Origin of the sequence: Herbidospora solisilvae (assembly GCF_009901565.1) — a bacterium.
Lineage (GTDB): Bacteria > Actinomycetota > Actinomycetes > Streptosporangiales > Streptosporangiaceae > Herbidospora > Herbidospora solisilvae.
Window position 1 is genome coordinate 878,418 of the sequence record NZ_WXEW01000001.1, and the last position, 14,010, is coordinate 892,427.

The following is a 14,010-nucleotide window of genomic DNA, read 5'->3' on the forward strand; positions in this document are numbered from 1 at the left end:
CGGCCATGAGACGGGTTGTGCTGGTCCTGCTGCTGGTGGTGGCCGGGTGCGCCTCCCCGGCCTGGGACGACGCCGACTACGGCAGGAAGGCCGGCGCGACGGCCGAGGCCGCCGCCTCCTCCGTGGCGCTGGTCCGGCTCGCGGTCGAGAACGAGGCGAAACTGACCCGCCCCTACCTCCAGACCCTGCTCACCGAGACCGTCACCGCGCTCGACAGCGTCGACTCCCAGTTCGGCGCGGTCCAGCCGCCGTCGCGGCAGGCGGTGGAGGTCCGGGCCGAGATCACCGAGCTGACCTCGGAGGCGGCCGAGCAGGTGCAGGTGCTGCTGAACGAGGTGCGGCTGCGGGAGATCCGGGACCCGGAGAAGGCCGTGGCCGACCTGGCCGAACTGGGTGACCGGTTGCGGGCCTTCGCCGAGGAGCAGCCGTCGTGAAGCGGTTCTTCGCCGTCACGCTCGGCATCCTGACCGCGATCGGCGGGTTCGTCGACATCGGCGACCTGGTCGCCAACGCGCTGGTCGGCTCCCGGTTCGGCCTGTCGCTGGCCTGGGTGGTCGTGGTCGGCGTCGTCGGCATCTGCCTGTTCGCCGAGATGGCCGGGCGGGTGGCGGCGGTGTCCGGCCGGCCGGTCTTCGACCTCGTCCGCGAACGCCTCGGCCCCCGCGCGGGGCTGCTCAACCTGGCCGCGTCGTTCGGGATCAACCTGCTCACCCTGGCCGCCGAGATCGGCGGCGCGGCCCTCGCCCTGGAGCTGGCCACCGGGATCGACTACCTGCTGTGGGTGCCCGCCGTGGGCCTGGTGGCCTGGCTGGTGATGTGGCGGGTCAAGTTCGAGACGATGGAGCGCGTCTTCGGCCTGGCCGGGCTCGCCCTGGTGGTCTTCCTGGTGGCCTTCTTCGCCCTGGGCCCCGATTACGGAGAACTGGGGCGCCAGCTCGTCCACAACCCGTCCGACGACGGCGCGGCCACCTACTGGTTCTACGCCGTCGCCCTGCTGGGGGCGGCCATGACGCCGTACGAGGTGTTCTTCTTCTCCTCCGGCGGCGTGGAGGAGCGCTGGACCCGGCGGGACCTGGGGGTCATGCGCGCCAACGTGTTCGTCGGCTTCCCCCTGGGCGGCCTGTTGTCGATCGCCATCGCGGCGTGCGCGGCCACCGTCTTCCTGCCTCAGATGATCGAGGTCGACACGCTCGGCCAGATGGTGCTGCCCGCCGGGCTCGCCTTCGGCCAGATCGGCCTGGCCCTGGTCATCTTCGGCGTCTTCGCCGCGACCTTCGGCGCGACCCTGGAGACCGCGTTGTCGTCGGGTTACTCGATCAGCCAGTACTTCGGCTGGCAGTGGGGCAAGTACGTGCGGCCCCGGGAGGCGGCCCGGTTCCACGCGACGCTGCTGGTGTCGACGATCGTCGCGGTGGCGCTGATCCTCACGACGATCGACCCGATCAAGGTCACGGAGTATTCGCTGGTCCTCTCGGCGGCGGCGCTGCCGCTGACCTACCTGCCGGTCCTGATGATCGCCAACGACCCCGACTACATGGGCGACCGGGTCAACGGCCGCCTGTCCAACACCCTGGGGACCTTTTACATGATCCTGCTCCTGGTGGTCGCCGTGGCGGCCATACCGCTGATGCTCGCCACCAAGGCGGGACAGTGACCGGCCGCGTCCTGCACGCCCACCTCCACCTGCTCGACCGCCAGGTGGTCAGGGCCGACGGACGGCTGCTCTGCAAGGTCGACGACCTGGAGATCGAGTGGGGGGAGGTCCCGTACGTCACCGCGATCCTGGCCGGGCCCCTCGCGCTCGGCCCGCGTGTCGGCGGCGTGATCGGCCGCCTGATGACCGGCGTCACCCGCCTGTTCCGGCCGGAGGAGGATCCGGCCCCGCCGCGGGTCCCGATGAGCCTGGTCGGCGAGATCGGCAGCGCGGTCACGGTGGGCGGCGACGTGCCGGAGGCCTCCCTGGAACGCTGGGTGCGCGAGCATCTCGTCGACCCTCTTCCCGGCAGCGGCGGCAGGGACCCGGGGCTGCGCGGCCCCCGCCCGGTCAGGCGGTCCGAGGTCCCCGCCCGCGACCGGCTGAGCTCGCTGGTCGGGCGCAGGGTCGTCGACCGCGACGGCGCGGACGTCGGGCAGGTGGCCGACGTCCGGCTCACCCAGGACGGCCCCCTCCTCGGCGAGACGACCCAGGCGCTGCGCCTGAGCGGCCTCGTCGTGGTGCCCCGGCACACCGGCCAGCTCTTCGGCTACGAACGCGGGCCGGGGGGCAACAGCCCGGCCCTGGTCAGGGCGGTGATCCGCCGCCTCCACCGGGGCAGCCGGTTCGTCGGGTGGGAGCAGATCGGCGACCCGGGCGACCCGATCAGGCTCATCGAGCCGCGCGCGGCCCTGCTGCCGCTGCACGAGCTCTTCACGCGGGATGACGCGAGCGCATCCGCATGAGGACGGCCGCCGCGCCGGCGGCGGCGCCCAGGGCCGCGACCAGGGCGTGGTGCCGGCTGGCCCACGCCTGCGGGCTGGCCGCGAGCGACCGCTCGTCGAAGGCGCCGTGCGCGCCGTAGTCGTGGCCGTGCGGCCCGTCGGCCGGGGCCCAGAGGTTGGCCGGCTGGCGGCGGGACCTCGGCTGGTCGGTCTGCTGCGCGTCGTATCCCGTCCTGACCAGATAGCGGTCGAGCAGCCCGGGGGCGACCGCGTTGGCCATCAGGGTCGCCACGGTGCTGGCCCCGACCCAGTACTCGCGGCGTTCCGGGTGGTCGGCGGCGTGCAGCACGGCCCGCGCGGCGACCTCGGGCTGGTAGATCGGCGGCACCGGCTGGGCCTGGCGGGGCAGCCGCGACAACACCCACGAGAACTGGGGCGTGTTGACCGCGGGGAGCTGGACCATGGTCACGTGGACGCCGCTGCGCTCGTGCAGCAGCTCGCAGCGCAGCGCCTCGTTGAAGCCCTGGATGGCGTGCTTGGCGCCGCAGTAGGCGCTCTGCAGCGGGATGCCCCGGTAGGCCAGCGCAGAGCCGACCTGGACGACGGTCCCCCGGTCGCGGGGCCGCATCCGGTTCAGCGCGGCCATGGTGCCGTGCACGTAGCCGAGGTAGGTGACCTCGGTGACGCGGCGGAACTCCTCCGGCCGGATCTCGGCGAACGGAGCGAAGACGGAGGTGAACGCGACGTTGACCCACACGTCGATGGGCCCCAGCTCCGCCTTGGCCCGGCTCGCGGCGGCGTCCACCTGCGCGAAGTCCGACACGTCGACCGGGATCTCCAGCGGGGTGCCGCCGTTGCGCCGCACCTCGCCGGCGGCGGCCCCGAGGCCCTTGACGCCCCGGGCGAGCAGGGCCACCTTCGCGTGACGCGCGCCGAACGCCTGGGCGACCGCGCGGCCGACGCCGCCGCTCGCGCCGGTGACGACCACGACCTGTTCCGCTTTCATCGTCCCTCCTCGTGCAGCCCGACGGCGAGCAGCTGGGCGAGGTGCACGCCTTCCCTGCCGCCGCTGTCGAGCTGGTGGATCTGGGTCCGGCAGCTGAACCCGTCGGCGAGCACGGCCGTCTCCCGCCCGGCCGCCCGCAGCCGGGGCAGCAGCACCCGTTCGGCGCAGGCCTCGCTGACCTCCAGGTGACCGCGCTCGAAGCCGAAGTTCCCGGCCAGCCCGCAGCAGCCGGAGTCGAGGTGCTCCGCCCGCACCCCGGCGGCCCGCAGCAGCTCCTCGTCGGCGTCGAAGCCCATGACGGCGTGCTGGTGGCAGTGGACCTGGGCCAGCGCCTCGACGTCGAGGCGCGGCGGCCGGTAGCCGGGGCTGTGCCGGGTGAGCAGTTCGGCGAGCGTGACCGTCTGGTTCCGCAGCCGCCGCACGTCCAGGTCGGCCGGGAACAGCTCCTCGGCGTCGCCGCGGAACACGGCCGTGCAGCTCGGTTCCAGCCCCACGACCAGGCCGCCCTCGCGCAGGTGGCCGGCCAGCAGCCGCACGGTCCGGCCGAGCACCCGCCGGGCGGTGTCGACCTGGCCGGTGGAGATCCAGGTCAGCCCGCAGCACACCGGTCCGGGCGGCAGGACGACCCGCCAGCCGGCGTCCTCGATCACCTCCACGGCGGCCCGCCCCACCTGGGGGTGGAACCCGTTGGTGAAGGTGTCCGGCCACAGCAGGACCTTCCCCCGGGCGCCGTCGCCGCGCGGGCCCCGCCGCCGGAACCAGTGCTGGAGGGTCTCCGGGGCGAAGGCGGGGAGCTCCCGGTCGGCGATGCCCGCGACCGTCCTGGCAAGTCCCGGCAGGCGGTTCACCAGGGGCCCGAGCCGGAGCGCGGCGACGACGGCGGCGGCGACGGGCAACCAGCCCAGCGCCAGGTCCGACCGGGGCCGCCGCCACTGGCGGCCCTCGTAGTGGTGGGACAGGAACTCCGCCTTGTACGTCGCCATGTCCACGTTCGCCGGGCAGTCGGTCCTGCACCCCTTGCAGGCCAGGCAGAGGTCGAGGGCGTCCTTGACCTCCTCCGAGCGCCAGCCCCGGCGGAGGGTCTCGTCGCCGTGCCCGCCGAGCATCTCGAACAGCAACCGGGCGCGGCCCCGGGTGGAGTGTTCCTCCTCCCCCGTGACCTGGTAGGACGGGCACATCACCTGACCGCCCTCGGTGGCGTGCTGACGGCAGCGGCCGACGCCGACGCAGCGGTTGACCGCCTGCGCGAACGAGCCGCCGTCGTGCGGAAAGCCGAACCGCAGGTCCCGCGGCTCGGCCGGGGCCCAGTCCGGGCCGAGCCGCAGATGGTCGTCGAGCGGGGCGGGCGCGACCACCTTGCCGGGGTTCATGTGGTCGCCGGGGTCGAAGATCGCCTTGAGCCGCCCGAACGCGGCGACGATCTCGGGGCCGAACATCCGGGGCAGCAGCTCGCCCCGGCTCTGGCCGTCGCCGTGCTCGCCGGAGAACGACCCGCCCAGGGCCGCCACGAGGTCGGCGGCCCGTTCCATGAACCGGCGGTAGGCGGCCACGCCGTCGGCGGTGTAGAGGTCGAAGGGGATGCGGGTGTGCACGCAGCCCTGCCCGAAGTGGCCGTAGAGGGCCGGGCCAGTGTCGCTCTCGTAGCCGAACTCCCGGTAGAGGTCGCGCAGGCGGCGCAGGTACTCGCCGAGCCGTTCGGGGGCCACGGCGGAGTCCTCCCAGCCCTCGAAGGTGTCGGGCCGGCCGGCGACGTGCGCGGTCGCGCCCAGGCCGGCCTCCCTGACGTGCCACAGCTCGTCCTCGTGGACGGGGTCGCCGAGGAACCGGACGTCGGCGCGGTGCCCGTCGTGGAGCAGCCCCTCGGCCCGGGACCGCGCCTCCTCGGCCGTCTCGCCGCCGAACTGGACCATGAGGAAGGCCTTGCCCTGCGGGAGTTCGCCCAGCGCGTCGGGGTTGAGGTGCTTGAGCTGCTCGTCGCGGATCAGCTTGGCGTCGACGCCCTCCAGCGCGATCGGCTCGTGCGGCAGGATCGCGGGCACCGCGTCGGCGGCCGCCGCGATGTCGGGGTAGCCGAGCACGACCAGGGCGCGTTCGGGCAGCACGGGCACCAGTTCGAGTTCCGCGCGCAACACGGTGACCAGGGTCGACTCGCTGCCGACGAGCAGCCCGGCGACGTCGAAGCCGTGTTCGGGCAGCAGCGAGTCGAGGTTGTAGCCGGAGACCCGGCGCGGGATGTCGGGGTAGCGCCGCCGGATCTCGTCGGCGTACGCGTCGCGCAGGGCCCGCAGCTGCCGGTAGATCGCGGCTCGGGGGTCGCCCCGGCGTTCGATGGCGGCGTACTCCTCGTCGGTGGTCTCGCCGCACCAGAAGCGGGTGCCGTCGTAGAGGAGCACCTCAAGGCGGGCGACGTTGTCGACGACCTTGCCGGTGCGCTGCGCGGTCGCGCCGCAGGAGTTGTTGCCGATCATGCCGCCGAGGGTGCAGTTCATGTGGGTGGCGGGTTCCGGGCCGTACCGGAGGCCGTGGCGTTCGAGCCGCCGGTTCAGCACGTCGAGGACGATGCCGGGCTGGACGACGCAGGTCCGGCCGTCGACGTCGACCGACTCCAGCGTGGTGCAGTACTTCGACCAGTCGACGACCACAGCGGTGTTGGCGCACTGCCCGGCCAGGCTCGTGCCGCCGCCCCGCGACAGGACCGGGGCCCCGAAGTCGCGGGCCACGGCGACCGCCTCGGCCCCGGCGTCGGGGGTGCGGGGCACCACCACACCGAGGGGCACCTGGCGGAAGTTGGAGGCGTCGGTGGAGTAGGCGGCGCGGCTGCCGGGGTCGAACCTGATCTCGCCGTCGACCCGGTCGCGCAGGGCCGCCGCCAGGGCGGCCGGGGCCTCGGTGACCGTCATGTGTGTCCTCCCGTCAGAGTGCGACCGCGTAGCGCCGGGCGGCGTCCTCCTTGAGCGAGAGGCCGTGGCCGAAGACCGACGCCGACGGGGTCACGACGCCGTCCGCGGGCCGCAGGCCCCCGTCGAAGAGCAGGCCCTCGACGCGGTCGTGGTCGGCGAACCATTCGAGGTGCCGGACCGGCCGAGCAGGCGGCACAGCGGCAGCCCCACCGACCGCGCCGCCGCGTCCCACAGGGCGATGTCGACCGCCGAGATCGCGCACGACACCAGTCCGGGCCGGCCCGTCACCGCTCTGGCCAGCACGCCCTCGACCAGCGGCACGCAGGCCGCGTCGGCGTACGTCCACCCGAGCCCCGTCACGTCGGCGGCCCGCACGTGCACCACGACGACGGTGGTGGCGTCCCAGCCGAGGGTGCCGTCGGTCTCCGGTTCCGGCGTGGGCACCCGGTAGGCGCGGGCCGCCACGTGGTCGACCGGCGCCATCAGTCGTTCTTCCGGCCGTGCAGGAACTCCTGCGCCTTGGTCTTCACCCCTTGGGCGATCAGGTGGAACGCGCTCGGGTCACCCTGCAGCACGGCCTCGGTCACCGACTTGACCTCGTCGAAGGTCGCGTGCGGCGGGATGGGCGGCACCTCCGGGTCGCAGTGCACGTCGAGCACCGCCGGCACACCCGCCGCGAACGCCCGGTCCCAGGCCGTGCCCAGGACGTCGGGCTCGGTCACGGTGATGCCCTCCAGGCCGAGGGAGCGGGCGAACCCGGCGTAGTCGACGTCGGGGAGGCTCTGCGAGGCCTCGAACTTCGGCGCGCCGCCCATGGCCCGCAGCTCCCAGGTCACCTGGTTGAGGTCGTTGTTGTGGAAGACGCAGACGACCAGGCGCGGGTCGCGCCACAGGTGGTGGTAGCGGGCGATGGTGATCAGCTCGGCCAGGCCGTTCATCTGCATGGCCCCGTCGCCCACCAGGGCGACCACGGGCCGGCCGGGATGGGCGAACTTGGCGCCGATGGCGTAGGGGACGCCGGGGCCCATCGTGGCCAGGGTGCCCGAGAGCGAGCCCCGCATGCCCTCGCGCATGCGCAGGTTGCGGGCGTACCAGTTGGTGGACGAGCCGGAGTCGGCCGTCACGATCGTGTCGCCCGGAATGCGCCGGGACAACTCCGAGACGATCAGCATCGGGTTGACCGGCTTGGCCGTCACCTCGGCCTCGCGCTCCATGACGTCCCACCAGTGGGCCACGTTCCGCTCGATGGTCTCCCGCCACTCGCTGCCGACCTTGGGCCGGATCATCGGGAGCAGCGCGGTGAGCGTGGCGGCGGCGTCGCCGACCAGGTTGACCTCGGTGGGGTAGCGCATCCCGATGAAGCGGCCGTCGATGTCGATCTGCACCGCTCTGGCCTGCCCGAACTCCGGCAAGAACTGGGTGTAGGGGAAGTTGGAGCCCACGATCAGCAGGGTGTCGCAGTCGCGCATCATCTCGTAGCTGGGCCGGGTGCCGAGCAGCCCGATCGACCCCGTCACGTAGGGCAGGTCGTCGGGCAGCACGTCCTTGCCCAGCAGCGCCTTGGCGACTCCCGCGCCGGTGAGGTCGGCGAACCGCCGCACCTCCTCGGCCGCGCCCCGGGCGCCCTGCCCGACCAGGACGGCCGGCCGCTCCCCCGCGTTGATCACCTCGGCGGCCCTTGCGATGTCGGACTCGGTGGCGACCGACCGCGCCCACAACGTGCCGGGCGGGCTGGAGGGCACCATCTTGAAGGCGTGCTCCGGCGGGGCGTACTCCTCCTCCTGGAGGTCCGACGGGATGATCACCGCCGTCGGCGCGCGGGACGCCTGGGCGGTCCTGATCGCGCGGTCGAGCGCGTTCGGGAGCTGCTCGGCCACGTTGACCTCGACCAGGTACTCCGAGGCGACGTCCTTGAACAGCGCCTGGAGGTCGACCTCCTGCTGGTAGCTGCCGCCCATCGCGCTGCGGGCGGTCTGGCCCACGATCGCCACGACCGGCACGTGGTCGAGCTTGGCGTCGTAGAGGCCGTTCAGCAGGTGGATCGCCCCGGGTCCGGAGGTGGCCATGCACACCCCGAACCGCCCGCTGAACTTGGCGTATCCCACGGCCGCGAAGGCGGCCATCTCCTCGTGCCGGCTCTGCACGAACCGGGGCATGTCATCCGCCCTCCCCAGGGCCGCGAGGATCCCGTTGATCCCGTCCCCCGGATAGGCGAAGACCTGCTGCACGCCCCATTCCTGCAGGCGTCGTACCACGTAGTCACCGACGGTCTGCGTCATGAGCCCGGCCGTACCCATCCGCTTTATCGGCACACGCACCTTTTGTCGGATTTGGGTTAGACGAGCACGTGGCCCCCGTCCACGGTCAGCACGGTCCCCGAGGCGAACGGCTCGGTCATCAGAAACACGTACGCCCGCGCGATGTCCTCGACCTCGCCGACCCGGCCGACCGGGATCACGGCCCCGGCCTCGGCGTACATGCGCTCGCGGGCCTCCTCGCCCATCCCCGCCCACAGGGGCGAGCGCACGAACCCGGGGGCCACGGCGTTGACCCTGATCGGGGCCAGTTCGACGGCCAGCGCCCTGGTCAGCGACTCGATCGCCCCGCAGATGCTGGCCGCGACCGACCATCCGGGCCCCGGCCGGTCCTTTGCGGTGCCGGTCGTGAGCGTGATCGACCCGTCCTTGCGCAGGTGCGGCAGGGCGGCCCGGACCGCGCCCAGCGCCCCGAAGTAGCGGACGGTGAAGAAGCGGCGGGCCGCGTCGAGGTCCAGGCCGTCGACCGGCATCAGCGCCAGCGGCTCTCCGGCGGTGTAGACGAGGTGGTCGACCGGGCCCGCCTCGGCGAGGACCGCGCCCACCGCCGCCGGGTCGGTGAGGTCGGCGACCCGTCCCTCTGCGCCTTCGGGCAACTGCGCGAGCGCCCGGTCGACGCTGGCCCGGCGGCTGGAGGCGACCGTCACCGCGGCCCCCTGCCGCGCCGCCGCCTCGGCCGTGGCCAGCCCGATTCCCGAGGTGCCACCCAGCACGACGACCCGCTGTCCCTGAAGATCCATGGTTCCTTCTCCCGTACGAGGACGATGCCGACCCCTCCACGATGCCCCCGCCGGGAGGCCGCCGTCCAAGACCTCGTTCGCCGCCTGTAATACCCTGAGGGCATCACGACCTGGAGGAGGCGCTGGTGGACGTCGACCTGCGGAAGCTGCGCTACTTCGTCGCGGTGGCCGGGCGGCTCCACTTCGGCCGCGCCGCCGAGGACCTGCACATCGCCCAGCCGGTGTTGTCGCGCCAGATCCGGGCGCTGGAAGACGAGCTGGGGGCCCAGCTCTTCGTCCGGACGAAACGGGCGACCGAGCTGACCCCGGCGGGCGAACAGCTCCTCGCCGACGCCCGCCCGCTGCTGGCCTCGGCCGAGGGCCTGCGCCGCCGCGTCGCCCGCGCGGCCCGGGGCGGCGACGTGTTCACGGTCGGCTTCATGCCCGGCCTGATCGTCACCCCGGCGGTCCGGGCGTTCGGCGAGCGCCACCCCGGGCTGACCGTGGAGGTGGTCCGCACCACCTGGGACGACCAGACCGCCACCATCCACGACGGCCGGGTCGACGTCGGCTACGTGCGCCTGCCGATCGACCGGCGCGGCCTGCGCGTCACCCCGCTGTGGAGCGAGCCGCGCGTCGCCGTGCTGCCCGCCGACCACCCCTTCGCGGGCAAGGACGCCGTCGGCATCGCCGACCTGGCCGGCGAGCGCCTCCTGCAGAACCCCGACGCCGTCCCCGAGTGGCGCGACGTCGCCACCCGGCGCGACCCCGAGGTCAGGTTCCGCGCGGTGGAGGAGAAGCTGGAGCACGTCGCCGGCGGTCACGGCGTGGTCATCCTGCCGCTGTCGGTGGCGGTCTTCTACACGCGCCCCGACGTCGTGTACGCCCACGTGACCGACATCCCGCCGAACCAGGTGTGCCTGGCCTGGAGCGCCGCCCGCCGCAATCCCCTGATCGCCGGCTTCGCGGCCGTGGCCCGGGAAATGTCGGTGGCCGCCGATAGTTTCTGATCAACCCCCCGAACACGGAAGGTTGGTCATGTACCGACAGGGTGACATCCTGATCATGCCGGTCCCCGAGGCGTCGGTGCCTCCCGGTCTCGTCGCCGAACCGCGTGACCACAAGGGCCGCATCGTGCTGGCCCTGGGCGAGGCCACCGGCCACGCCCACGCGCTCCACGGCCCCGGAACGCTCTACCCGGGCTTCCTCCACCTGCCCGAGGGCGGCCGGCTGGTCCACGAGGAGCACGCCACGATCCCGTTGCCGAAGGGCTGGTTCCGGATCGTCCGCCAGCGTGAATACGTGCCGGGTTCGTTCCGGGTGGTGGCCGACTGATGCGCGTCGAGACCACGATGACCTGGGCCGACGTCGCCTTCTCCACCGGCGGGGGCGACCGCGCCGAGGCCGAGGCGGGTGTCCGCGAGGCCTACGCCGCCGCCGGGCTGGCCGCCCCCCGCGCGATCCTCTGGGCCGGGTCGCCGGTCGTCGCCTCGGCGGCGGCCGCCATCCACCACGGCGGCGAGGCCGCCGTCGACGCGCTGAACAAGGCCGGCCTGGGGTCGCTCATCCTGTCGGCGGCGCCGTTGCTGGCCCGCCCCCTCGGCCGTTCCGTCCGCGAGGAGGTGCGCACCCAGCCCTGGGAGCGGGCCCGCGCCGACGTGCTGCGCGAGACCGGCGGGGCCGGCTGGGCGCGGGTGTGGGAGTCGACCGGCGGGCTGCTCTGGCCGAGGGTGAACACCGTCGTCCAGGAGATTCGCCGGGGCCTGTCGGTGCTCGGCGGCGAGGAGGCCGGCGACCTGCTGCGCCAGGCCGCGCTCGACGCGGTGCTCGGCCAGCACGACGCCGCCTGGTTGTCGGCCTTCGCCGACGCCCCCGGCCTGGCCGGGCTGACCAGGGTCGCCCGCAACGCGGGCTGGTGGTTCCCCTACGCCGACGTGGCGATCGTCTGCGAGCGCCCCGCCGAGCTCCACCTCGACGAGGCGGGCCGCCTCCACCGCTCCGACGGCCCCGCCCTGGTCTTCCCCGACGGCTTCGCGCTGGAGGCCTGGCACGGCATGCCGGTGCCCGAGGGCTTCGTGGCGTCGATGGCCGACCTGAACCCCGAGCGCATCCGCAACGAGGAGAACGCCGAGCTGCGCCGGGTCATGCTCGAACACTTCGGCTTCGACCGCTACCTGTCGGAGTCGGGCGCGACCCCCCTCCACCGCGACGAGACGGGCATCCTGTGGCGCATCAGCCTGCCCGACGACGAAGACGTGGTGACGGTCGAGGTGGTCAACTCCACCGCCGAACCCGACGGAACCTTCCGCACCTACTTCCTGCGGGTGCCGCCGTGGGTGCAGCGCGCCCGCCAGGGCGTGGCATGGACGTTCGGGGTGAAGGAGGAGGACTACCGTCCCGAGAGGGAGACCTGACCCCCGAACTCTCCGGGCAGCGCCAGGGTGAAGGCGGCCCCCTGGCCGGGCGCCGTGCGGAGGTCGAGACGGCCTCCATGGGCCTCCGCCAGCGAGCGGGCGATGGCCAGGCCGAGCCCCGCGCCGCCGGGCCCCGACCGGCTGCGTGAGGCGTCGGCGCGGGAGAAGCGGTCGAACACGCGGGCGGCCTCCTCCGGGCCGAGCCCCGGCCCGTGGTCCTCGATCACCAGCACCGCCTCGCCGTCTCGGGTGCCGACCCCGATGCGCACGGGCGTGCCGTCGGGGGTGTGCTCGACCACGTTCCCGACCAGGTTCGTCACGACCTGGCGCAGCCGGGCCTCGTCGCCGACCACGGGCGCCGAGGCGGGCGGCCCGCCGTCGGGGCCGGTCAGCTCGACCGGCCGCCCGGGGGCCAGGGCGCGCAGGTCGAGGCGGGCGTCGGCGGCCAGGGTGCGCAGGTCCATCGGGGCCAGGTCGAGCGGCAGGGCGTCGCCGCCCTCGTCGAGGCGGGCCAGCAGCAGCAGGTCCTCGATCAGCCGGGCCAGCCGTCCGGCCTCGCTCTCGATCCGGGCCATCGCGGGGGCGACCTCGGGCAGCCCGCCCATGCGGTAGAGCTCGGAGAACCCCTTGATGCCGACGAGCGGGGTGCGCAGCTCGTGCCCGACGTCGGCGACGAAGCGGCGCAACCGGGCCTCCGACTCGGTGCGCGCCGCGAAGGCGTGCTCGATCTGGCCGAGCATGCCGTTGAGCGCGGCCGACAACCGGCCGACCTCGGTGTCGGGGGCCGCGTCGGGCACCCTGCGGCCGAGTTCCCCCGCCGCGATGGCGGCGGCGGTCTCCTCGATGTCCCGCAGAGGCCGCAGCCCGGCCCTGACGGCGAACCATCCGGCCAGCGTGAGCAGGGCGAGCAGGGCGATCCCGGTGACGACGTAGATCACCCGCAACCGGCCGACCGTGGCCTGCACGGCGTCGAGCGAGGCCGCCACGACGACGGAGCTCCCGGCTCCTTCGCGGGGCACCACGAGCACCCGCCAGTCCGCCCCACCGGCGGAATCCCGCGCCTCGAAGGGCTGGAGTTCCGAACCTGTCCGCCGCGGACCCGCGCCAGGCTCGGGGGCGATCCGCTCGGGGGCGATCCGCTCGGGTGTGGTCGGCTCAGGTGCGATCGGCTCGGGCGCGGTCGGTGCGAGGTTGGCGGGGCCGGGGGCATCGCTCGGGTGGGCGGGCAGTTCCGGGCCGCCGGGGCCCGGTGGGAGGCGGACCTCTGAGACGGGGTCGCCGTCCAGGGGCAGCTCCGCGATGTACAGGCGGTTGATCAGGTCGAGGTTGGTGCTCAGGGTGTTTCCCGCCACGCGGTCGGCGGGGGCCTGGGAGGCGAAGCCGGGCGGGATGGCGGCGATGATGCCGCCGAACACGCGGAGCTGGGTGTCGACCCGCTCGACCAGGCCCGATCGCAGCAGGCCGACCACGATCGAGCCGCTCAGCAGCAGGCCCGCCGCCAGCAGGGCGCAGGTGATCAGGAGGAGGCGGCCGCGCAGGGAGGTCATCGGGGTTCGCGCAGGACGTAGCCGACGCCGTGGACGGTGTGGATGAGCCGGGGGCCGCTCGCCTCCAGTTTGCGGCGCAGGTAGCTGACGTAGGTGTCGACGATGCTGGTGTCGCCGGCGAAGTCGTACTGCCAGACGTCCTCGATGATCGAGGTCTTCGACACCACCCGGCCGGCGTGGTCGGCCAGGTAGCTGAGCAGCCGGAACTCGGTGGGCGACAGGCGTATCGTCACCCCGGCCCGGCGCACCTGGCAGCCCTCGACGTCGACCTCCAGGTCGCCGACGACCACGGCGTGGGCGTGCGGCACGCCGGTGCGGCGCAGGATCGCGCGGATGCGGGCGAGCAGTTCGGGCAGGTCGAACGGCTTGGTGACGTAGTCGTCGCCGCCGAGGGTGAGGCCGGTGACCTTGTCGGCCGGGGAGTCGCGGGCGGTCAGGAACAACACCGGCACCGGCGGCCGGGCCAGGTCGCGCAGCCTGCGCACGACCTGGAAGCCGTCGAGGTCGGGCAGCATCACGTCGAGCAGGATCAGGTCGGGACGGGCCAGACGCACCGCCTCGACGGCCTCGGCGCCGGTGGCGGCGGAGGTCACCTCGAACCCGGCGAAGCGCAGGGTCGCCGACAGCAGTTCCCGCACCGTCGGCTCGTCGTCGACGACCAGCAGCCGCTCCATCAGGCCCCTTCCGTCCT

General features: G+C 73.7%; 13 protein-coding genes. 6 read left to right on the top strand and 7 right to left on the bottom strand.

Features of this window, described 5'->3' with window-relative positions; genetic code table 11:
• Nucleotides 1–5 precede the first annotated feature (5 nt).
• From GT755_RS03740 to GT755_RS03750, 3 genes are read left to right on the top strand one after another with little or no spacing between them, the layout of a single operon-like run.
• Nucleotides 6–434: a hypothetical protein gene (locus GT755_RS03740; RefSeq protein WP_161478262.1), complete on the top strand. Its 429-nt coding sequence runs from the start codon at nt 6–8 to the stop codon at nt 432–434.
• Entirely contained in the window at nt 431–1,654 is a 1,224-nt protein-coding gene (locus tag GT755_RS03745; protein WP_161478263.1) for an NRAMP family divalent metal transporter, read from the top strand. Before GT755_RS03740 ends, GT755_RS03745 begins: the two co-directional genes overlap by 4 nt.
• Nucleotides 1,651–2,439, top strand: coding sequence for a hypothetical protein (locus tag GT755_RS03750; RefSeq protein ID WP_161478264.1), 789 nt, complete (start codon nt 1,651–1,653; stop codon nt 2,437–2,439). The genes GT755_RS03745 and GT755_RS03750 overlap by 4 nt, the downstream gene beginning before the upstream one ends.
• Here GT755_RS03750 and GT755_RS03755 read toward each other — a convergent pair.
• From GT755_RS03755 to GT755_RS03775, 5 genes are all read right to left on the bottom strand, one after another.
• On the bottom strand, nt 2,408–3,424 hold the full coding sequence (locus GT755_RS03755) for an SDR family oxidoreductase (RefSeq protein ID WP_161478265.1): 1,017 nt from the start codon (nt 3,422–3,424) through the stop codon (nt 2,408–2,410). The genes GT755_RS03750 and GT755_RS03755 overlap by 32 nt on opposite strands.
• Entirely contained in the window at nt 3,421–6,324 is a 2,904-nt protein-coding gene (locus GT755_RS03760; protein WP_161478266.1) for an FAD-binding and (Fe-S)-binding domain-containing protein, read from the bottom strand. The genes GT755_RS03755 and GT755_RS03760 overlap by 4 nt, the downstream gene beginning before the upstream one ends.
• A gap of 90 nt (nt 6,325–6,414) precedes the next feature.
• On the bottom strand, nt 6,415–6,807 hold the full coding sequence (locus tag GT755_RS03765) for an enolase-like domain-containing protein (RefSeq protein ID WP_161478267.1): 393 nt from the start codon (nt 6,805–6,807) through the stop codon (nt 6,415–6,417).
• Entirely contained in the window at nt 6,807–8,603 is a 1,797-nt protein-coding gene (locus tag GT755_RS03770; RefSeq protein WP_161478268.1) for a thiamine pyrophosphate-requiring protein, read from the bottom strand. The genes GT755_RS03765 and GT755_RS03770 overlap by 1 nt, the downstream gene beginning before the upstream one ends.
• A 56-nt stretch (nt 8,604–8,659) precedes the next feature.
• A complete protein-coding gene (locus GT755_RS03775) occupies nt 8,660–9,379 on the bottom strand; it encodes an SDR family oxidoreductase (protein WP_161478269.1) in 720 nt (239 codons plus the stop codon).
• A gap of 125 nt (nt 9,380–9,504) precedes the next feature.
• Here GT755_RS03775 and GT755_RS03780 point away from each other — a divergent pair, with 125 nt between their 5' ends.
• From GT755_RS03780 to GT755_RS03790, 3 genes are read left to right on the top strand one after another with little or no spacing between them, the layout of a single operon-like run.
• Nucleotides 9,505–10,368, top strand: a complete 864-nt coding sequence (locus GT755_RS03780; protein WP_161478270.1) for a LysR family transcriptional regulator — start codon at nt 9,505–9,507, stop codon at nt 10,366–10,368.
• Nucleotides 10,369–10,396: 28 nt separating this feature from the next.
• Nucleotides 10,397–10,693 (top strand): hypothetical protein, encoded by a 297-nt coding sequence (locus GT755_RS03785; RefSeq protein ID WP_030453098.1) that lies wholly within the window; start codon nt 10,397–10,399, stop codon nt 10,691–10,693.
• Nucleotides 10,693–11,772, top strand: a complete 1,080-nt coding sequence (locus tag GT755_RS03790) for a DUF6745 domain-containing protein (protein WP_161478271.1) — start codon at nt 10,693–10,695, stop codon at nt 11,770–11,772. Before GT755_RS03785 ends, GT755_RS03790 begins: the two co-directional genes overlap by 1 nt.
• Here the strand turns inward: GT755_RS03790 and GT755_RS03795 are convergent.
• Nucleotides 11,748–13,319, bottom strand: coding sequence for a sensor histidine kinase (locus tag GT755_RS03795; protein ID WP_161478272.1), 1,572 nt, complete (start codon nt 13,317–13,319; stop codon nt 11,748–11,750). The genes GT755_RS03790 and GT755_RS03795 overlap by 25 nt on opposite strands.
• Entirely contained in the window at nt 13,316–13,993 is a 678-nt protein-coding gene (locus tag GT755_RS03800; protein ID WP_202609560.1) for a response regulator transcription factor, read from the bottom strand. The genes GT755_RS03795 and GT755_RS03800 overlap by 4 nt, the downstream gene beginning before the upstream one ends.
• Nucleotides 13,994–14,010: the final 17 nt, after the last annotated feature.